A 21,646-nucleotide genomic window follows, 5' to 3' on the forward strand; every position below is an offset into this window, starting at 1 on the left:
TAACCTGTCAAATATCCTGAGCTTGGTGAAAAGCTTTTAAAAAAGTATTCATAAATTCGCAGACTCGTTTTCCGGCCCCGTAGTTCAATGGATAGAATAGAAGTTTCCTAAACTTTAGATCCAAGTTCGATTCTTGGCGGGGCTACAAATAAGCACCAAAACACCCCGGCGAATGCCGGGGTATTTTATTTCCGGAGGGCCGCGTAGAAAGCTTGCTTTCTTAAGCGGGCCGAAGGAAATAAAACCCGGGCTGCGTCAGCAGAACGGAGTTTTGGTATTTTCAGACTGAGCCCCTTTCAAGAACAACGAGGCGAAGCTCACTTTCGGATATCTCCTGGCGGGGTATTCGCGGAAGCAACGCTCCCCTGTAGCTGCCTCTCCAACCCAAAACTTCACACGGAGTGCTTTTTAGCAGAAAAATCCCAGAAACCTTTTTATCTTTGCCACCCGATTGGCTCCGTAGTACAATGGATAGTATGTGGGTTTCCGGTACCCAAGATCTAGGTTCGATTCCTAGCGGGGCTACTAAATTTAAAGCCATCTGATTGATATTCAATCAAATGGCTTTTTTTATTCCCGATTCTTTCCCGACTTTTAAACAGCACCGCTCTTCAGTAGGGATTTAAATCCTCTCCTGCCATTTAATTTCTACCGTCAAAATTAGGGGGTGCCAGGAAAATGAGAATTAGGTGGGTGGCCTTCAATAGGGTAGAGCCGCAGTGTGTGACAGAAGTGTTATTGGAGCTTCTGAACTCAGCTAAAAATTCTGGCGTGAATATTCTGTCTTGAGCGTGATGAAAAATTCTTAGATTTAAGCAACATTCTAAATGCATTGCCCCAATTCAACACTTAATTTGAAGATGAATTTTAAGAGTTTCTTTTTGCCGTCTTTTTTAGCTTTTGCCTTTCTTTTAGCCTGCAAGGATAATAAGGATCAAAGAGACCATACTCCAGCAGTGACATCCAATGGAAACAACTTTGTTACTAATGTTAATTGGGGTCATTATTACGACAATCGGCCTGGGTCAAAAAAAAATGCTGTTCTAACTATGTTAGTACCATTGAAAAATGTTTCGGGTCAAAAGTTTGACGATGTTAGCATAAGGGCAGAAATAGACATAGAATTTGAACATAAAACATTCAATTTAAATCTTAGACAGGAAATTACAGGGGGTTCATTAAACAGGCTGAATGGAGACGACCAACTTCCTGCTGATAATCCTTTGCAAGATTTTTATTTGGTCCCGTTTATAATTGAAAAAACAGTACTACCCCCGGAAACTTTTAAACATAAACCAAAAAACATACAAATGAAAATGACTGTTTATGCAAGAAATGCTGTTGGGTACTCAAATTTTCCTGGCGATGTCATTTTCTCGAATTATGACGGTAAAATAAATTTACCTTCTTGGTAACTATTCCAAATATCATTTGGAAGTAATAAGACTCACGCATTGTACTGTTATCAACTTGTCATAATAAGAATGAAAACCTTTGTCTTTTCCTTAGTTCTCCGAAATAGCCGTGTTATTTGAGACAAAATCCCATGGCTATTTAATCAGGTTTTAACATTTCAAGAAACAACGCTATTTACCCCATAGCCATACCTTAATTAAAAAAATTCTTAGATAATTTAAATCCAGCAATCTCTCATTAATAGGTCCCAACAGGAAAAGGCTCGTGGGCACCCCAAAAAACAATATCGACCCCGGGGGGATATCACAAGGATAGGTCGAGAGTGTCGGGGACATATAGCTTCAAAAATACCCAACCGTCTTACTCATACTTTAGTCCTATAAAATCGTGATTGGTTCAGGAGCGATAATAGAAAAACAGTAGACCTAATCCCAGAGCAATAAAGCCCAATAAAATTAATAGTCCCCACCCCAAAGACTCGTAAAATGAGTTCTTAAAATTCTCTTGCCTTTGTGGGAAACCACAATGCGGGCACTCAAACGCCTTGTCTGATATTTCTTTACCGCACTCTGCACATTTAGTTAGCGCCAAACCCCAATTTTCCTCTATGATAACAAAGCCAAAAAAGAAAACCCCTGCCGCCTCAATTGCCAAGGGGTTCTATGAAAACAATCAAACGATTCAAAGGAACCGTTTCAGACTGGAATTTCATTTCATCAAGTTTCGTCCTTTTTCTCTTTTTAGGATTATGTTATACCTTTAAATCAAATACAAATTAAAACTCACGGTATGAGAGCTATTCTGGCAGTTATTTTTATTGTCTTTATCACAAGTTGTAAAGAGGAAAAATCAGCTAATATTTTACCAACAGAGCAAAGTACTGAGGAAGTAGTCATAAGCTTAAAGGACTCTATTCAGAAAATAAATGATAAGATTACTGAAATATCCGAACAACAGGAGCGCATAACTGAAAATATTAGTCCTGAAAATCCGATTATAAAAAATATTGAGAAGGAATACATAAAACTATTACTCCTGAGAGAGGAGCTACAAATTCAAGTAGCGACTTTAGAGGCAGGTATTTAATCAGGTTCTAATCAAACTTTACGGTTAACTCAGGTTAATGACGATTTCCTAATCAAATGAACATTAATTACTGGTTATAATCTCCTTTCAAAAATACCCAACAGCCTTTTCCATGCTGTAAAGATTGTGGGGAGTCATTTTTTCAGGAGAGTAGATGTGAATCTGTTGTAGCTGAAACCGCTTCACACACCAGGCGAAGAATGCTTTGTCTTTAAGCCTTGGATTAGTGGCACTCTTCCATATTTGTTTGTAGCGTTGGCATTTGCATAATTCCTGGTCGGCATACTTTCTAAATTCGGCTTCGTTCATCTTGGTTTTTCCTTTAAAGTTATTGAAGACTGGAACAGGTTTGAGACTATTTTCATCCTTATACTAATATGATGAGGTAGCCAATCTAATTTCTCAATTCTCTCCAACAATTCTTGAGTTCAATAATTCTATGCCTCAATTAAGTTGTCACCTCTGATTACACTTAATCTATAAAGTGTGTTATTCGTCGTATGCTACAGTATATCAACATATTAAAAGATGTTAAATATGATAATTGTCACCTCTCAGATTACCGTTTTATTTTATGTTTGCCAGCTGATATTCTAAGTTATTATTAAAAGAATTGGCTAATTAAGACTAAAAGGAAATGGATAAATATTTAAGACAAATTGTGTGGATTTTAATGTTACTAATCTTTCCAGTAGCCTCATTTGCCCAAAAAGATGTAACACAATTTCTTGATATTCCCGTTGATGGATATAAGCTCGAAATGATAGAAAAATTGAAATCGAGAGGATTTACAATTATGGAGGGTAATGAAGATATTTTGGAAGGTGAATTTAACGGACGAGACGTTAATTTGTTTATTGGAACGAACAATAATAAGGTTTGGCGAATTGTTGTTCGAGATAAATATCCCTCAGATGAAATAAATATTAAAATCAGGTTTAATACTTTAATTCAACAATTTGCAAATAGTAGTAGATATAGTATCCAATCCGACTCATTAATATCGAAATTCATTATTCCTGAAGATGAAGACATTACATATGAAATGAAAGTGAATAATAAGCGATATGATGCAATGTTTTACCAAAAAGCAATAAAATCTGATTCTTTAACTTTTGAAATTGAAAAGCTTGTTGCGCAAGAAGAAAGAAATGACGAGGATTTTGAAAAAGTTAATGATTTAATATTGGAAAGGGCGCAAGTTCAAATGAATGCCTTGAATAAGCAAGTTTGGTTTATGATTAAAGAAAATTATGGTGAATATCGCATAATGATATTCTATGAAAATGCTTTTAACGAGGCAAATGGAAAAGATTTGTAGTAGTGTTAAACAATGACGCTCCGAATCTGCATCCTTTTTCTCCTGCTAAGCTCTTCGGCCTGTCGCTCGACAACAACAAATGAACAGGACACAGTATATGGCAAAGTCATAAGCATAGCAGACGGAGACACTTTCACGCTCCTCCAGGGTCAATTTGGAGGGGGTAATTATCAAGTGTGCAGCAGAACCTGTTCTGGCATTAACCGGATTCAATCTAATGTCAAAGAATTGGAATAGCATATGGATTAAGGAATTAGCATGGCTCAAATGAGCCAAAAATACCCGCCTAAGTATACACTTTTGAATCGCAAGATATCCGAGTTAGTATTATCCAGCTTTTTAACTTGCCGTATAAAGGTTAACTTTAAGTTCATAAAGTAAGTTAGGTTTCATATTTGATAAACCTTCATTGAAAGAGACAATAGATTTAAATACCGCCTTCTCGATCGAATTGGAAACCTCAAACAATTGGCGGTTAGAACCAAGAGGGAAATATCAAGGACTTCCACTTTACGAATCTTTAGGTGGTAAGGTTTCCGCAATAGCTATTGTTGAAAATCCGGCAATCGGAGAAAAAGCGGTTGGCATTGGTAATGATAGGATTATGGGACTGGTTATGATACCTGATCTAAAAATCTTTAGAAATTTGGGCCCGAATGGTCCAGAAAGATGCTATTGGTATTTTTCAGCGGAAACTATTAAAGAACTCCAAAGAACATATGAAGGTGAGGCCAAACTTGGTCATTAAATACGAAAACCTAAAATGGGGTCTTCCTCATTCCGTCCTCTTCCCTACCTTTAACTTTATTCCCTAAATTTACTTTTAATCAAACCCGGAAACTGCCCGTTTCCAAGCTGGTTTTGCTCGCCGTATTTTGGGGCGCCATACTGAAGCTTAATTGATCTTCTTTGAGGTAACACAAGGCTCCCAAAGAATGCAGGCGCAGTCCGTGGCGCAAAACATGCCCTCAGAACAGATGCATACCCATAGCCGTTATCAATAATTAAAAACAAGAATTAGTAAATGGCAGAACTTTCATTTTTTGTCAGCAAGATTCACCATCTTCATCTTCTCATTACATCCAGGAAATGACAGATGAAATAAATAGAAAGTCTAATGATTGCATTTTAAATTTTAATGCCGAAGAATGAAAAAAAAATGGGAGATAGAGAGATCATCTTTAAAAAGATAAGTGTCATTTCTTATAGTAAAAAATACGGGGCTACTAAAGCAAGTCAAGTGTACAAAGTTTCAACGTCAACAATATATAGGTGGCGAAAAGAAATGAAGACGGAGATGGAAACTTATGAGGCGAAATTCAATAATGTCATTATTGTCGACACTTGTAATACGTTTGATAGGATAAACAAAAAATCTTTAAGTGCTGATAATCATGGTATTGAACATGAAAGAAAATTGATTAATGAGGATAGTAGCGAAGAAAACAAAAGGCCTATAAAGCCAATAAATAATACAGATATTAGTATGGGCTCTACTAATTTAAAAGAGAAAATCAACACCTTTTTTCTCTATATAATTATTGCTTTGGTTGTAATTATAGGCTTGTACTTAGCCTTAAGCACTGGAGGATATGATGCTTCGATGCCAAGAGGAAGGTGAAAAGAAAATAATTTTGATTATTACTTTTTAATTAACATGCCACGACAAATAATCTTTGGAGAAATACCAGGCATTGAGGAGGGCCACTGGTTCCAAGGGCGAAAGGAGATGATGCCCACCAGCTTTCACAGAAATTGGGCCGCAGGTATTGATGGAAACGGAAGGGAAGGTGCTGCAGCTATTGTGCTTTCTGGCGGTTATGAAGACGACAAAGACTTAGGAGAAGAAATTATCTATACTGGTGCCGGGGGAAATGATCCCACAACTGGGAAGCAAACTGAAGACCAATCCTGGCACAATAGAGGTAACGCAGGACTGCTTAAAAGCATGAATGAAGGATTGCCAGTTCGTGTAATTCGAGGATCTTCGCATAACTCAAAATTCTCACCCAAAATAGGATACCAATACGCCGGTTTATTTAGCGTAATTGATGCCTGGGAAGAAGTAGGAAAGAGCGGTTATAAGATTTGTCGTTTTAAGCTTGTTTACAGCGGCGATAATGAATCGAGAGGGTCTGCAGAGGAAATAGAGTTAGATCATGGCATAAGAGCTAAAAAACGGCAAATAGGGACTATTTTAAGGATCATTCGAGACACCAAAATAGCCAGAGACGTAAAGCTGCTTTATAACTTCAAATGCCAAGTTTGCGGGACGGCCATAGAAATAAAAAACGGCCTGTATGCAGAAGGTGCTCACATTAGACCTTTAGGAGAACCTCACAATGGTGACGACAGCCTCGCCAATATCCTATGCCTATGTCCTAACCACCATGTAATGTTTGACAGAGGATCTTTCTCTATAGCAGATGACCTTCAGCTATTAGGAAAGGCGGCGGGAACACTTCATGTTGACAACAAACACAAGCTTGATAAAAGCAATCTAAAGTACCACAGAGACTCCCATGGATACGATTAAGGTTGTATGTGGGATCATCTACCAGGATGGCAAGGTTTTTATCTGTAGAAGAAGACCTGGAAAGCATCTCGAGGGTTACTGGGAATTTCCTGGAGGTAAGGTAGAGTCTAACGAAGATGAAAAAGACTCCCTGTCCCGAGAGCTACATGAGGAATTAGAAATGGAGGTGGAGATCAAAGACTACTACGCTACCTCCAATTACTCTTATGAATCTATATCCATAAAGCTCATAGCCTACCATTGTGAGTTGATCCAATATTCTTCCAAACTGACTGATCATGATAAATTTGAGTGGGTTTCTCCGGAGGACTTATTGGATTGGAAGCTTGCGCCAGCGGATATTCCACTGGCAAAAAAGCTGCTAAATATTTAAGATTTGACATATTCAGTCTATCTGTACCGTAGAAATTGATTCTTGTGTTAAAAGATGGGGGTGCAACCAAAAAATGCCTGCTTCGGGGTCAATTTGAAGGGGGGGTACCTTTTGGGATGGAATAGACTCAATTTTTGAATTACCGGATCTATCATTTTCCCCAAAAACGTAATTCGCCTTTATGGTGGATGTGATTTCTTCTCTTTTTAGATCCAAAACATACCCTCAGAAATACCCATTGGAGTGTGTAAGACAGAGCTTCGGTTTAAAACACATACAAGTTGGCAGATATATGATAACTTTATGTAAATAAAATATAGTTACAAAAGCCGAAATATAAAAATGGGGTTTGACAGGCCTTTTCATAGAAATTATAGACCAGTAAAAAAGGGGCACAATTCTGGATACAGTGATTGGGCATATATTGTCGACCATCTTTATTCTGACCATCCTGAACATTACACAAGAGCATTTGAAATTCTACAAAAGGACATCATTGGACTATTTGAATATGTAGAACCTTCGGACATAAATCTCGTGACCTATTCATTTAGAATACACGAGTTGTTAATTAGAACCTGCATTGAAGTAGAAGCAAATTTCAAAGCTATATTAAGAGAAAACACTTTTAATCCAATTTTTCGAAATGGGCCAAAAAAGGGACAACCAAGACCTGAAAAAAATTGGAATATAAATGATTTTCGAATAGTTAATAAAACTCATCATTTAGATGACTATTCAATAATATTCCCTCATTGGCACGGAGTTAAAAACGAACGATTTCCTTTTAGACAATGGAAAAAGAACGAACCTTTAACTTGGTATCAAGCTTTCAATAAATGTAAGCACGATAGACTCCATAATTTTGAGCAGGCGAGTTTAGGAAATCTTTTAGATGCCTTTTCTGGTCTTTGTGTCCTTTTATCATCTCAATTCAGAACTGAAAGCTTTAGTACTGGAAGTGATAGTCTCGTCGTGAATACAGACAATTACTATGGTGGGGGATTTGGAATTGGAGGTTTTTTAATTGTAGACTTTCCTTCAGACTGGACAGAAGATGAAATGTATGAATTTGATTGGGCTAAACTTAAAAAAGAAGAAAATCGGTTTAGCAAAATTGATTTTAATAAATACTCATAAACTCAGTTGTAACATACAATTTATATTCGCCATTACGGGCGATTCGACTAAGGTCGAATCCACTTGGGATTGCGAGGGATTGTAATAAAACGCATAACAATCCTTAAAAATCCTAAACTGACGATTATAGAAGGCCGTTAGCGGTCAGGTATAACCAACTCTTTTATGGAAGAACGCCTTGAACAATCATTAGAACAGATAATCTTCATTCTGCAAGAACGGCAGACTCCTGTAGAGTTTGGGCGATTAATAAAAACATTGCATAATAGAAATGCAGATAAATTTTACGACATCAATTTTAAGTTGAATTGGTTGAAAGAATTGGGATATATCCATGATAATAGTGCGATTGTTCAATTAACAAAAAAAGGATTTGAATTTAAGGGGTTTGGAGAAATCAACTACCAAAAATACCTTGAAGAACAGGAGAAGAGCTTAAATCTAAGTAATCTCGAACTCCAAAATGAAAATCTAGGAAGGCAGGCAGAAATTGATCAGCTTACGATTGAGAATCTCAGATTGCAAAACAGACAACTCAAGCGATATGTAATATTCTCTATCATAGCATTTCTCGCAGGTGCTTTGCTAACCAACCTGAAGGATATAATTGAATATTTTCGTCAACTGATAGAATAAAAGAAAGCCCGAAAAACACTTAGGTGGCTACTGTGAATTTCCTGGAGGAAAGATAGAACCCAATGAAGACGTAAAAGACTCCTTAGCTCGAGAACTGAAGGAGGAATTAGATATGGAGGTCCAAATAAGAGACTACTTCGCAACTTCCAATTACTCCTACGAATCCCTTACGATAGAGCTCATAGCTTTCCATTGTGATTTAATCCACTACACTTCTAAGCTCACTGATCACGACAAATTTGAGTGGATTTATCCATGTGAACTTTTGAGGTGGAAGTTGGCTCCTGCAGATATTCCACTGGCAAAAAAACTGGCAAAAATTCATTCTTAGTAAAGCCACATCAATCAGCCTCACAGAAATCCTTTCTGGTGTATGAAGACCGGGGTGTGGGGGAAAAATGAGTGAATGGGTGGGGATGACCTGGGGATACCGTTTGCAGTGTGTGACTGACAAAATTTCAGAACAACAAAAATGTTAAAGAATTGCAATATGGAAATGGCCCCTTTTTGGCTCTTTTTTAGTGTTTTTCATTGACCCAATTACCCCAAAAACACCCCTTTTGGCCCTACCTTTTGAGTGTGTAATGCAAAAAGCATAAAAATTCCAACATGAAATTCTTATAAATTGGCGTATATACCATCTATAGTTGTTATATATGCCAATTATCATTTATTTCTTTATATTTGCTTTATAACCTAAAAGTGGCGGCAACACATTAAATACGGCGGCAAGGATATGAAACAAGAACACAAAGAGTATTTCGCAAGCGAAGAAGAATTTTTAGCATTTGAATTTAAGTCAAAAGCAAGAATTATTGATGACAAAATGGTCGAGGTTATCGCACCAGATGGAGAAGTTTTTGACGTACTGGCTTCGATTGGGATTTATACCAATGAAGAAACTCTTCATTATCAACTGCATGTAATAGAATATGTTTTTGACCTAAATTTCTCCGATGACAAGGAATTAATGACCAACAATATTTGGAAAGACTTGTTCCGAAATGGTGTGACATTTATGGGTATGAGTTCAGGAGACAAACAAGCAGAAAGAACTCGAATTGGAAATAAAATACGTCAAATCCGGAAAGAAAAGGGAATTGAAGCAAAAGACTTGGCAAGGCTAGCAAAAATAGACGCAGCAAATCTTAGTAGAATTGAACAAGGCAAATACTCCGTTGGACTTGATATTCTTTCAAGGCTAGCATCTGCTTTAGGACACCATATTGATATTGTACCTAAACATTTGTAGTGAATATGGAGAATCTACTTGAAACTTATAGTGGTGTTCAAGAATGCCATTATAAAAATGAGCATTACTCTGTTCGAGATAATGGTGCTGTATTAAGACATCCTCGCAACAATAGAAGAACTCGACCAACAGACAATAAATGGACCTTTGGAAGAGCAAACCCAAGAACTGGTTATCTAGATATAGCTTCAGTTCGAGTTCATAGAATAGTTGCAACAGCATTCCACGGAGAACCACCTACAAAACAACATGTTGTAGACCATATCGACACAAATAAACAAAACAATCGACCTGACAATCTACGTTGGGTCACAAGATTAGAAAACGTATTACTCAACCCAATCACGTCAAGACGCATTGAAATTGTTTGTGGAAGTGTTGAAGCCTTTCTAGCAGACCCTTCAAAATTTCGGGACAAATTCCAAAACCCAAACCATGAATGGATGTTTAGAGTTAGCAAAGAAGAAGCACTGACAAGCAAAGAAAGATTATTGGCTTGGGCAAAAAGCGATAAGCCATTACAAGGCGGAACTTTAGGTGATTGGATATATAATAGAAGTTTGTCAAATGAATTTGACGAACCTTTAATAGAGAAATTAGAGTATGTAAATTCTCTATCTCCAAATGCTGTCCAAAAGGCGCAAAACTGGAAAACACCTAGTGAATTTCCACTTTGTCCTAATGAAAACTCATCTAATCCTATTATCAGGTATTTTGAAAATCTAAGTGTAGGTGAAGTTTTTTCTAAAAACCAATTTACGAGCTCAATTGTTGAAGATTTTGCAATGTCAAAAGACAAGGACATATTATGGATTTTGTGCAAAAGTGGTGATGAGCATTCAATTAAACCTTATTCTTTCGCAGAGATAACTTACCAAAGCAATGTTTTTGTTCATGAAAGTCTCGGAACGTTTTTCGAAAAAGTAGGCGCTGAGAAACAATTTGCTCTAAAGCAAGGGCTTAAATGGTCTGGTGGTGACTCTATCGATGATTATTGTTAAAAATAATTAATAAAGAATGCCACGACCAATCATTTTTGGTGAAATAACAGGAATAAAAATAGGCCATTGGTTCCAAGGGCGCAAAGAGATGATGCCCACAAGCTTTCACAGAAACTGGGCAGCAGATATAGATGGAAATGGAAGAGAAGGCGCAGCCGCCATTGTACTATCTGGCGGGTATGAAGATGACAAGGATTTAGGTGATGAAATTGTTTCTGATAATTATCATCATTTAATCTAGTTTACTTTAAAATCTTTGACTGTGGCAAAACCTAAAAAACTCAAAGTCATTTGTAAAAGGAATTTCAGAAAACTCAGAATTAGTAATCGATAACAAATACTGAGATTGACAATGGTGATTTATTATAGAAGAACTTAAAAGTCAATTTAGAAATAACACAAACGGGAAAATTGAACTCTGTAAATCTGAAAAATGAATAAATACCTTACTTTTTTGCTAGTATTAACATTGGCGCTTCAAACTGCTTATAGTAATAGTCTTAACAACCATTATAAAGAAATTTTTGAATGGAATGTATTCATTCCCGATGGAAATGGTTATGTAAAGACAGATATAAATACGGACGGCATTTCAATTAATAATATTGGCGAACTGTTGGGATATAACACCTCCCAATTTTCAGCACATTTTAAATTTGATGACCATTCCATACAAGGAATCCTTTTTAAGGTTTTTACCACTGAGATTATTTGCGTTATTACAGATGATGGTGTTAATAAACTCACTCAAAGTTTGGTAGATGACTATTTAAAAGACTTTGAATTTAACGAGTATTATGATGGTTATAAAATTGAATCTGAATTGGAAGAGGCAGTAGAAAAGAAGCTTTTGAGTCTTGAATATTTGAATGAGATATTTGATAAAAACCTTACCGATATAAATGGGTCTTTTGTAGCAGAAAAAATAGGATATAGGTTGTTTTTTAAAGATGGGTGGTTAAATGACTTTGCTACTTCAGATGGGTTAAATAAGTGGGCTAAATCTTGGAAAAATAATCAGCAAGAACTATATGGAAAGTATTTGGTTAGTGCTTCAATTAGATTTGGTGGAGATCAAGAATTAGTAAATTATTATATAAATACGCAAGCGAAGGCATTTACTCAGTTGCCCAATGGATTTAGAAATGAATATGTTCAGTTATATAAGAACCAAGAATATGGAACATACAATTTTAAAATGATTGCTGTAGCTCATTACAATGAAAAAATGACGTTAAATGAGTTCAAAATTCTCAATAAAGATGAATATGAAATCGATTCTGAATTTAATAGTCCTGATGGTTATAGGCGTACTACATATCGACTATTAAATACACTTTACACATTTGATCAGGATGGAAACTTAATCAATTCGTATCTGTCCAATTAATTCAATAATAGAAGCATTCAGCATAAATTGATTAACTAAAGGTTTCCCTTGTCTAACTGACTGTTTATTAGCCTTCTGACAAAACACATCCCAAGACCTTTATTTAGTTCAATCTCAATTCAATTAGGCTATAATTCCTTTAATAAAATCAAATTATCCTTCAATGAGAATTAAACGTCTATTAATTACAATTCTAATGATCCCCATTCTTGGTTATGTTCAATAGAAAACCAAAATAGGAGAAAACAAATTTGACGGTTCATTTAGCGTTTATAACAAATGGCTAGATGGCTATCTTTTGGTTTCAATTAAAATGTATGGTAAGAAGGTTGCCTTTTATTTAAAACCAGAAACCATATTAATTATAACAGATGATTTAGTAGTTAAATTCTTAACTCAGAATTATAATGAAATTATGATTGATCGTACCGAAATTACTACTCAAGAATATCATTCATTGAAAGAATAATAGCATCATCATTTTATGCAGCCAAAAATTCGCCTTCTTTTTCTTTTAATTCTTATTGGTCAAACTACGTTCTCCTGTGAAGCATTCACTTCAGCAAAGGACACAATTCAAGGCAAAGTTGTAGGGATAGCAGATGGAGACACTTTTACAATGCTTCTGGACAACAAGACCACAGTCAAAGTAAGGTTAGCCAGCATAGATTGTCCAGAACGCAGACAACCATATTCAGCAGTAGCCACAAAGTTTACTTCCGATGCGATATTCAGTCGAAAGGTAACCGTTGTAGTGGATTCTAAAGACCGATATGGCCGTTCTCTTGGCTGGGTGTACTATGATGGTAAAAACCTCAACGAAGAGCTTCTAAATGCTGGGTTAGCCTGGCATTTCAGAAGGTATTCCAAGGATGAGAAACTGCAAGCCTTGGAGGATCAAGCTAGAGCAAATAAGGTTGGACTTTGGCAGGACAAGAATCCTGTTCCTCCATGGGATTGGAGGAGAGGTGTAAGGGATTAAATTCACCTCTAGCAAATAAACAATTTAGTTATATATTGACTCATATTCTGGTATGTCCTCTGACTCAATTGTTATAAGAATTTGTTTGGTTAAATGTTTTGATCCAGCTATCCTGTTTGACTGGTTCTCGATTGTTTGTTCAAAAATATTTCTAGAAACTCTCCCATTGCCAAAATTATAATCCTTTTCTTCAATTAACTTTTGAAAAAGAATGTGAAGTTTTTTTCTGGCCATATCAGAAACAGAATATTCTGAGTTTTTACTGATTAATTCAAAAATTCTGAATAGTTCTTCGGGAGAATAATCTTGGAAGTGCAGATATCTATTGAATCTTGACTCCAACCCAGGATTACTTTCGATAAAGGATCCCATTTCGTTGGGGTAACCGGCCACAATAACGGCTAACCTATCCCTTTCATCCTCCATTCTTTTTAACAAGGTTGCAACAGCTTCGGCCCCATAATCATTTTGGCCATCTTTCTTTGTCAGCGAATATGCTTCATCAATAAATAACACACCATCCAAGGCCTTATCAACCACCCTATTTACTTTTGAGGATGTTTGTCCGACAAATCCCGCAATTAAGCCAGATCTATCAGTTTCGATAAGATGACCTTTTTTCAGAATCCCCAAGTGCTTATAAACTTTTCCTACAATTCGAGCCACTGTTGTTTTACCAGTCCCAGGAGAGCCAGTGAAAACCATGTGATAAGAAATATTTGGAACCTTCAGTCCTTTTTTAGATCGGGCTTTCTGTACCTCAATAAAATTTATGAGGGTCTTAATTTCACCTTTTATTTCATCAAGACCGATTAGTTTGTCCAATTCTCTAACAACATCATCGAGGGTTTCATCTTCTTTTGTCTCGGAAATCTTATATGTAGTATCTCTATCCTCTCCAAGAGGGTAATGAAGGGTTTGATATATCTGCTTCAGTTTATTTTCTTCCTCTTTTTCAATTATTCCATCTGACTTTGCAATGATTGTAGCGAATCTATATATCACTGTTACGTATTCATCGAAAGATGAATGATTTAATATCTTCAGAATACCAGGAAGCGCAAAATTTTTATCAATATTTTGGTCATCAATTTCACCTTCTGGACCGCTAATGGATGCCTTTATCGGGTTTTCTAATCTGGCTGTATTAGCGATACTTTTCAGAACAGGTTCAAACATTTCGTTTTTAAATAAATTCACTATAAATTCATAATCCTTCTCCAAGTATTCATTGCCTTCCATTACAATATGACTCATAAGTAAGAGTCCTAACATTTCTACTCCCGTTTCATTAAAATTATTTGAATACAAGAGTTTAATCGTTTGAGCCAAATCAAAATAGACACATATAGGTATCAATTTCGATCTGTCATCGCCCTCTGGAGTACTAATATTATCAAGAAGACTTTTGTCCCTATTAAGCTTGAGAATTAGGCTTTCGATATCTTTTGAAACACTTTTTAGCAGATTATGATACTCCCTAGTAAAGACTTCATCTGATGAACTTAATTTATTTGAAAAGAGTAGAGGAGTTTCTTTGCGTTCTGCGATGTCTTCTATAACAGAAATTAATTCATCCATAGCTCCTGCTTTAGAAGTCATAATTGTAAGATTCAGATTATCCTTGGCCTGAAAAGTATATTCAGAATAAAGACAAATAGGGATTCTGGGATTATGATTAAATCTTCTATCTGGACCGCCAGACTTATTCACATATAAGTAGGTATAATCTAAGATTTCAGCGTCCTTAGGAACATTATCTGATTCACGAAAATTGCTATTAAATGAGTCGGCATATAAACTATTATAAGAGAGGGCAGCAAAACGATTATTTCTCTTTAAAAGCAATCTATCCGGTAAAAAGAATATTTCTACATGAGAAAAAGAAATAGCTGGAATGTATACATTGGTTTGTAAGTAGTCATATGGAGAGGCTTTCAAAAACACTCCAGAAATGGCTTTTCTATCAACAAGTGTGGCGGCGCCTGCGTGATACTTTGTATTATTAACAACCTCGCTTAACACCACCTGCCACTTTTTATTGGACTTTTTAAGGGGTATAATAGCTTCTCCTAATTTTTTTGAAGTTCTTTTCAAGTCCTCATCATCATACCATAGCCTTACAGTCTTTCGTATTCTATCCTTTTTAGATAACCATTTGTTCCAGAAGTAAATAGGCACTAAAAGAATGATAGAGACAGCTATTATTATTGGTATGTGATCCTGACCATAAAGCAGTGCATTAATCAGAATTGCAGTATAAATAAGGATTGAAAGTATTAGGCCTAAACTCGTTTGGAGTTTAGATCTGCTTACCTTTTCATTTAAATCTTTAATGAAGTCCCTATATTCAGAATCATTTAAAGCATTAAAATTCTTAATTGTCATTACTCTAAATACCAGTTGAAAAGGGTTAACACTCTTCACCCAAAATCCAATGATTTCTCTATTTTGATTAGGCTCAGGAGTTTAGATTTTTATCGAAATTTTGATAAAATATTTGAGTGAAACTATCGAGAATAGAGAAAGACAACCGGGCTATTCTGCCAATGTATTTTCCTCAATAGGGTTTACTTTGAAAGCTTTAATATATTCACTATGCTTTCTTGTAGAAGATTCAAACAATCCTCCACATTTATCTAATACGGCACAATGCTGACATTCGTCTAAAAAGATATTTTTCCAATCGGATATAGAGTTTTTATTGTAGCACCATAAATTTTCCGGCAATAGGCAGAGTGGCGTATTATATATCCATGCATTAACTCCTCTATCATTCAAAAAATGTACTGATTTTTCCAGTTCATCCATATAATTGATAGGATCAATCCAGAGTTCAGATAAGTTGGCAATAGTAAATCCTGTAATCTCCAATCCCATAAAAACAACCTGATCAACAAATGTTAGATTTCTATAAATAAACTTTGATAGTTTATATAATCGTGGGGTAGTGATTTTGTGTAAGACAACCCTAATTTCAACCCTTATGCCATATCTCTTCAAATTATAGATTCCCATCAAAGTTTGATAGTAAGCATCTTTACTTTGTACTACATAATCATGGATTTGATAAAAATCACTGTATAGAGGTACCCCTAGCATTATTCTAGGGTTATTTATCTTAGAAAGTCTCTCAGCAAGATGATTGAACGCAAATAATCGTCCATTCGTTAATATATGAATCTCAGTATTGGGTAATTCCTTTTTTATTAACTCAAGTAATTCAAAAAATAACAATCCCAAAAGCATGGGTTCACCTCCCGTTAATATTAACTCGTGGCAATTTTTAGGGATGAGTGGTATTAATTTTTTATGTATTTCATGTAAAGCAGCAATGTCCTCCCTATCCTTCGGAGGTTGTGAACACATTAAACAATTGCTATTACATCTCTCTGTTAGCAATAGATAATTATGGCTAGAATTTATCCTGTATAGAGTTTTTATGTTTCCATTTTGACCTATTAAAAGAATATCATCTTCTGAAATATGGGACAAGTCTTTAATCTTGTAAACCCCAGTTCCAGAATAAATATTAGTATTTAAATCATGAGATGTGGTCAAAATAACATCCGAGTCATATTTACTATTAACCGGATAATCATCATCCAATATCAAACAATAATTAGGGTTATTAAGTTTGTATTTATACCGAGTGGCCTTAAGTACTAACGGTTCATTAATATTTATGGGAGTACCCTTCGTTCTTAGTTTCATGATTATTTAATCCAGCTTTCTAGTATATCACTAGCCTCTATGTCCCTATCCAATAATTCCAGCAAATAGCGAATTACTTCCATGTTTTTATTGCAAAATGCACTATTTGGTCTGAAACCGTAGATATCACCCTGAGTTGCCCAATTGTGAACTGGATCCGCTCCACAATACACTTTAAAGGCGCATTCTGAGCATCCGGCTAATGTCTCATTTGCCCATACCTGAGATATTCTATGGGTCTTCTCTCCATATATAATCTCTTCATAAGTGTTTTCTAGCAAATGACCAAGCCTAAATGAATAGTCCTTTTGTTCAGCTAGCATTCGACTCTCATCAGTTGCATATACTGCGCCATCATAATTAAAAACAATTACCCCATTAATTAATCCAGCTGGAGATTGCAGGTCTACATATGGAATATTGAAGGGAGTTAATATTTTGGTTAGAATAATTTTGCTGAAATCCTCGGTGAAAAAATGACCTTCTTTATTTATTTCAATAATTCTTTTTAATGCTTTTTTATAAAAATGGAGGAACTCCTCTGTTTTATACCTGTTTTTCTCTGTCCTTAAGGCAAATCCATATGGGCTTATATTTCTCAAAAATATTCCAGAAAACCCTTGTTGAAAGTATTCATTTACAATCTCTACAGGATATTTAAGAGAATGGGAACTGGTTGTCATCAAAGCAGAAACTTGATCATGCCCTAGAATTTCTCTCGATAATTCAATCCCTTTTATAGTCAAGTCATAGCTACTACAATTAGGTTTATTCCTATTCTTATCATGGACAAATTTAGGTCCATCTAAAGAGGTTGAGATTAAGACTTGATTTGTTTTACAATACTCTAGTATTTCTTCATTTATTAAAGCCAGGTTTGTGCAAATAACATAATTAATGTTCTTACCATAAATAGGAGCAAGTTCCTGAGCCTTTTTTATTGCATATTTAATGTTCTCAAAAGCCAAAAGAGCTTCGCCTCCTTGAAACTCCATAGTAACATTCGGATTCGGCGATTTCATCATAAACTCAATTCCCTTATCTATGGAATTTAAGCTCATGTCATATTTCTCCTTGTTTTGAGTTACTCTTGAAACCTGACAGTAAGCGCATGTGTGCTCACACCTTAGTGATATGACGAAAATATGTAGGGAGGTCAACCGATCAAGAAAAAGCTTCTTTGTTCTGTATCTTGTTGCGATTAAATCGATATTTGGAGAATATATCTCTTCAGAGATAAAATGATTGGAAATTAAATCCTGGTATAATTCAGGATTCTCATCTTGAGATAATTCCTTTTTTACGATTGATTCGTATGTACCAGAAGGAACAAAGAGATAATCTCCTATCTCATTTATTAGCACCTCTCTATTTTTATTTATTCTATGAAAATTAAAGGGCATTAAGAAGTAATTGCCCTTAGACTGATTGTAGTGATCTAAGTCCCTAAACTGCCTGAAATCTTTCCTCTTCTTTTCAAAAAGTTGCTTATTCATGGCATTTTTATACCTAGTGGATCATCAAAATCCCCCTTCGGTTCTTCATCATATTCACCATGAGAAAAGGCTTTAGCGATTATCAACTCTCTTATTGTTTTGGTTTCATTACTAACAATATCCCGTAAGTTAAAATCGATAAAATCTTGATTCAATTTTGTTCTTATTTCTTCAAAGTCTTTATCGTTCAAAGGCTCTTTAGCTATCAATTCAATTATGAAATAATGATCATCATTAATATTGATAGTGATTTCAAAATCATCAGAATACCAATAAAGGCATTTTATGATCGAATTTTTTGAATATACCCTTGAATCAAGCTTAAATTGAAGAGAGGAGAGTTTATCCGACATTTAACTAAATTGAACTAGAAGCATGCGAAGCATGTGAAGCGTGAGATCCATGTGAAGAGTGAGAACTATGGGAAGCGTGGCTCGCCTGAGTGCTCTCCAGCGAATAATTATTGGTCTCGGAAGTTGATAGAATCAACTGTGGTTTTGATTGTTTATTAGATATAACCTCTTCGGATTTAGGCTGATCAATTTCATTGTGGTTTGAAGCAAAACCAACTGAACCCAAAACTGCTAATGAGGTGGCAACGACTGAGGCAACTTTTTTTGATAAATTCGACTCCTTTTTCATCTTGAAAAGATTAAATGATTGGAAAAAGTACAAATATTAGCTCACCTTAACAATGATAAATATCATCTTAACTTCTAACTTACACTCTTTAAAACGCAAACATTTAAGGCTTTATTACTATTCTAAAGATTGCTTAATAACTTTTTTAATAGCGAATCCATTGCCCTCTTTAATTGTGATCATATTTAAATCATTTACAATACTAAAAGCCTTCTTATATCTTTCTTGGAATATCTTCTCATTAAAATAATCCTTCCACAAGAAATAAACACTCTTTTTATCCGTCAGTTTTCTAATGTCTTCTGAGACCAAATAGTTGCTCACGATATTGAAATCTATAATAGGCAACTTTTCATCACAATAATTTTGTAAAAGAATTGTCTGATCTGTTATGACTACCGCCTCATTAGGTTCAGTCAATTCAATAAGTTCCATAATAGGGGTAATTCTTTCTTTAAATTCTATGTTAATTAAATCCTGTCTTGACTCTTGAGTTAAATAGAAAAGAAAAGATAGAATAATTAATCCAACAGAATAAATAGATATAACCGTATGAATCTTATTTAATCGGGTTCTTATGAAAAGAAATGTCTTATAAAGCACATAACCTACAATAATGGAGAAAAAGGGAGATAATAAATTAATATGCCTTAAGGATTCAAAAGGATTTACGACTTCACTCCTTACAAAATAATAACTTCTATGATGGATAGTGTTTATAAAGAGAAGAGATATGAAAACCAATAGTGGATATAATAGTAATGGGTTTTTTTTAGAATCATTTAGTAATAAAATGATTCCCAAAATGGCCAGCGGAGAAAAAACAAAAAACCAACTGAAATTGGAAAATCCTCTTATAAACATAAAAAACAACGGCTTAAAGAATTTAAATTGAAATGGATTTCCCAAAGCATATTCACTTTCCATCTCTAAACTAGCACCAATATTTAAAGCATAGAAATAATAAACAATTAAGCCACAACAGAATACCAAAAAAGGCAGTAATCCCTGGGGTTTTTTATTTTCCTTTTGTCTTCTTTGAAAAAATCTTATCAGAATAAATAAAACAGGGAATGATATAATAATAATACTTTCCCTTTTAAAGTGAATGGCTAGCATGTAAACAGCTACTAATGACAGGAAAAGCAATGTGCTTTTTTTAGAATTGTTTTTCTCAAAATACATGAGAAATAGTAATAGAGATAAAACAATAAGAGCACTTGCACTTGTCTCAAATAGTGAAGAGGAATGGAAGCTATTAAAAGCTGGTGTTGTAATGAAAACCACCGAAGAAAAAAGTCCCAAAATAGAACTACTAAATATCTTGGAGCAAATAAAGTAGATGCCAATTAAGGACATAAATGCAAACACAAGGTTAAGTAATGAAATGTTCATTGGGCTATAACCGGACACCTCATTAATTAACCATAAAATCGAAGGCAATCCCATAAGATTACTGGGATAAACAGAACGTATTTCGCATTGCGAAAGTGAACCAATTCCGCATGAGGTGACAGAAAATGTGAAATCCAGATTTTGAAAATTATAAACTAGAAATCGTGATGATGCGTTGATCAAATAGGAATCTTCATATTCCAAACCTTTAAAGAAGGTAAAATCAAAAGGGATCTTAAAGAGAATAAATAATATTAATAGAAATAATAATTGAAGAATATTACCATATTGAATGCCATTTAGTTTTAATTCCTGTCTCAGACTAAGGAAAAGAAGTGCTAATGTTGAGCCGAAAAGGAGATTAAGGAAAATTAAGGCGATTGTCATCTAATTAAAACATAATATTTAATGGAGGATTTTATTTAAAATAAAGAAATGTCACTTACAGGAAAAAATATATTAACGATAGACTGCGAAGATTTTTTAGAATTACCCGCATTCAAAGATCTCAAGCACAATGCTGACTTAAATAAGATGATCGATAATCAAGTAAGTGCTATCCTCAAAGAACTTCATGATGCTAATGACACAAAGGCTACCTTTTTTATTGTAGGCGAAATTGCAAAACGAAATCCCGATTTGGTAAAACGTATTAAGGAGAAAGGCCATCAATTAGGATCTCATAGTCTAAAACATAAAAAGGCTTACAAACTAACCAAATCTGAATTTGAATCAGATCTTAAAGAATCATTGCAGCAAATTTCTAAAGCCAGTGGCGAAGTTGTTGAATGCTATCGAGCTCCAATGTGGTCTTACAAACCAAAGATGAAATGGTTTTGGGATGTTTTATCTAAAAATAAAATAAAATATGATTCCAGTATTTTTCCTATTAGTAGTATGATGTATGGCAATCCTAAAGCTCTAAGAATTATTCACCGAATCAATGGCATAGTTGAAATACCTCCTTCAACATTCCGGATACTTGGTATAAATATACCATTTAGCGGAGGGATATATTTTAGAATATTACCTTATGGGATTATTAAATATTTCATTAGAAGATTACGGAAGAAATGTAATCAACCAATAATAATGTATTTTCATCCATGGGAGTTGGACCCAAAACTTGTGAAAATTCGAAAAATCAGCCCTTTGTACAAATTTGTCTTATATCATAATACTAAAAATTCAATGAAAAAATTTCGAAAGCTTATCAATGATTTCGATTTCACCTCTATTGAAGAATATTCCGAAATCAGTGTTTAA

The 21,646-nt window shown here is 34.9% G+C and carries 21 protein-coding genes, 2 tRNA genes and 1 pseudogene; 18 read left to right on the forward strand and 6 right to left on the reverse strand.

Annotation, left to right across the window (positions count from 1 at the left end):
• Positions 1-73: 73 nt before the first annotated feature.
• The 4 genes from NG653_RS11670 to NG653_RS11685 all read left to right on the forward strand — a co-directional run bounded on the left by NG653_RS11670 (position 74) and on the right by NG653_RS11685 (position 2,502).
• Positions 74-145 (forward strand) — tRNA-Arg (locus tag NG653_RS11670).
• A gap of 308 nt (positions 146-453) precedes the next feature.
• A tRNA-Arg gene (locus NG653_RS11675) sits at positions 454-525 on the forward strand.
• Between the two features lie 335 nt (positions 526-860).
• On the forward strand, positions 861-1,415 hold the full coding sequence (locus tag NG653_RS11680; protein ID WP_252741891.1) for a hypothetical protein: 555 nt from the start codon (positions 861-863) through the stop codon (positions 1,413-1,415).
• Positions 1,416-2,205: 790 nt separating this feature from the next.
• Positions 2,206-2,502 carry a hypothetical protein gene (locus tag NG653_RS11685; protein WP_252741892.1) on the forward strand — a complete coding sequence of 99 codons (297 nt, stop codon included), beginning with the start codon at positions 2,206-2,208 and terminating at the stop codon, positions 2,500-2,502.
• Positions 2,503-2,589: 87 nt separating this feature from the next.
• Here NG653_RS11685 and NG653_RS11690 read toward each other — a convergent pair whose 3' ends face one another.
• Positions 2,590-2,811, reverse strand: a complete 222-nt coding sequence (locus NG653_RS11690) for a hypothetical protein (protein ID WP_252741893.1) — start codon at positions 2,809-2,811, stop codon at positions 2,590-2,592.
• 328 nt (positions 2,812-3,139) lie between these two features.
• Here NG653_RS11690 and NG653_RS11695 point away from each other — a divergent pair, with 328 nt between their 5' ends.
• The 13 genes and pseudogenes from NG653_RS11695 to NG653_RS11750 all read left to right on the forward strand — a co-directional run bounded on the left by NG653_RS11695 (position 3,140) and on the right by NG653_RS11750 (position 13,133).
• Positions 3,140-3,823, forward strand: a complete 684-nt coding sequence (locus NG653_RS11695) for a hypothetical protein (RefSeq protein ID WP_252741894.1) — start codon at positions 3,140-3,142, stop codon at positions 3,821-3,823.
• 409 nt (positions 3,824-4,232) lie between these two features.
• Positions 4,233-4,571, forward strand: a complete 339-nt coding sequence (locus NG653_RS11700) for a hypothetical protein (protein WP_252741895.1) — start codon at positions 4,233-4,235, stop codon at positions 4,569-4,571.
• 411 nt (positions 4,572-4,982) lie between these two features.
• A complete protein-coding gene (locus NG653_RS11705; protein WP_252741896.1) occupies positions 4,983-5,444 on the forward strand; it encodes a transposase in 462 nt (153 codons plus the stop codon).
• Positions 5,445-5,480: 36 nt separating this feature from the next.
• Positions 5,481-6,359, forward strand: a complete 879-nt coding sequence (locus NG653_RS11710) for a YDG/SRA domain-containing protein (protein WP_252741897.1) — start codon at positions 5,481-5,483, stop codon at positions 6,357-6,359.
• Positions 6,346-6,732: a (deoxy)nucleoside triphosphate pyrophosphohydrolase gene (locus NG653_RS11715; protein ID WP_252741898.1), complete on the forward strand. Its 387-nt coding sequence runs from the start codon at positions 6,346-6,348 to the stop codon at positions 6,730-6,732. Before NG653_RS11710 ends, NG653_RS11715 begins: the two co-directional genes overlap by 14 nt.
• 342 nt (positions 6,733-7,074) lie before the next feature.
• On the forward strand, positions 7,075-7,872 hold the full coding sequence (locus tag NG653_RS11720; protein ID WP_252741899.1) for a hypothetical protein: 798 nt from the start codon (positions 7,075-7,077) through the stop codon (positions 7,870-7,872).
• 165 nt (positions 7,873-8,037) lie between these two features.
• Positions 8,038-8,508: a hypothetical protein gene (locus NG653_RS11725; protein WP_252741900.1), complete on the forward strand. Its 471-nt coding sequence runs from the start codon at positions 8,038-8,040 to the stop codon at positions 8,506-8,508.
• A gap of 10 nt (positions 8,509-8,518) precedes the next feature.
• A pseudogene (locus NG653_RS14835) lies at positions 8,519-8,839 on the forward strand ((deoxy)nucleoside triphosphate pyrophosphohydrolase); the annotation flags it as partial.
• Positions 8,840-9,244: 405 nt separating this feature from the next.
• Positions 9,245-9,760: a helix-turn-helix domain-containing protein gene (locus tag NG653_RS11730; protein WP_252741901.1), complete on the forward strand. Its 516-nt coding sequence runs from the start codon at positions 9,245-9,247 to the stop codon at positions 9,758-9,760.
• Positions 9,761-9,765: 5 nt separating this feature from the next.
• Complete coding sequence (locus NG653_RS11735) at positions 9,766-10,761, forward strand: HNH endonuclease signature motif containing protein (protein ID WP_252741902.1); 996 nt, start codon at positions 9,766-9,768, stop codon at positions 10,759-10,761.
• A gap of 16 nt (positions 10,762-10,777) precedes the next feature.
• Positions 10,778-11,002, forward strand: a complete 225-nt coding sequence (locus NG653_RS11740; RefSeq protein WP_252741903.1) for a YDG/SRA domain-containing protein — start codon at positions 10,778-10,780, stop codon at positions 11,000-11,002.
• Between the two features lie 192 nt (positions 11,003-11,194).
• Complete coding sequence (locus tag NG653_RS11745; protein WP_252741904.1) at positions 11,195-12,151, forward strand: hypothetical protein; 957 nt, start codon at positions 11,195-11,197, stop codon at positions 12,149-12,151.
• 484 nt (positions 12,152-12,635) lie between these two features.
• Entirely contained in the window at positions 12,636-13,133 is a 498-nt protein-coding gene (locus tag NG653_RS11750) for a thermonuclease family protein (RefSeq protein WP_252741905.1), read from the forward strand.
• Between the two features lie 24 nt (positions 13,134-13,157).
• Here NG653_RS11750 and NG653_RS11755 read toward each other — a convergent pair whose 3' ends face one another.
• From NG653_RS11755 to NG653_RS11775, 5 genes are all read right to left on the reverse strand, one after another.
• Positions 13,158-15,521: an AAA family ATPase gene (locus NG653_RS11755; protein ID WP_252741906.1), complete on the reverse strand. Its 2,364-nt coding sequence runs from the start codon at positions 15,519-15,521 to the stop codon at positions 13,158-13,160.
• A gap of 150 nt (positions 15,522-15,671) precedes the next feature.
• The gene (gene hxsC / locus NG653_RS11760) at positions 15,672-16,847 is read right to left on the reverse strand and encodes a His-Xaa-Ser system radical SAM maturase HxsC (RefSeq protein WP_252741907.1); all 1,176 of its coding nucleotides are present in this window, start codon (positions 16,845-16,847) and stop codon (positions 15,672-15,674) included.
• Positions 16,848-16,849: 2 nt separating this feature from the next.
• Positions 16,850-18,343, reverse strand: coding sequence for a His-Xaa-Ser system radical SAM maturase HxsB (gene hxsB / locus NG653_RS11765; protein WP_252741908.1), 1,494 nt, complete (start codon positions 18,341-18,343; stop codon positions 16,850-16,852).
• Positions 18,340-18,696, reverse strand: coding sequence for a His-Xaa-Ser system protein HxsD (hxsD, locus tag NG653_RS11770; protein WP_252741909.1), 357 nt, complete (start codon positions 18,694-18,696; stop codon positions 18,340-18,342). The genes hxsB and hxsD overlap by 4 nt, the downstream gene beginning before the upstream one ends.
• Positions 18,697-19,102: 406 nt before the next feature.
• A complete protein-coding gene (locus tag NG653_RS11775) occupies positions 19,103-20,767 on the reverse strand; it encodes a glycosyltransferase family 39 protein (protein WP_252741910.1) in 1,665 nt (554 codons plus the stop codon).
• Positions 20,768-20,815: 48 nt separating this feature from the next.
• On the opposite strand from NG653_RS11775, the gene NG653_RS14780 reads away from it, so the two are divergent.
• Complete coding sequence (locus NG653_RS14780; protein ID WP_305882148.1) at positions 20,816-21,646, forward strand: polysaccharide deacetylase family protein; 831 nt, start codon at positions 20,816-20,818, stop codon at positions 21,644-21,646.

Source organism: Robiginitalea marina (assembly GCF_024006985.1).
GTDB classification, from domain to species: Bacteria; Bacteroidota; Bacteroidia; order Flavobacteriales; family Flavobacteriaceae; genus Robiginitalea; species Robiginitalea marina.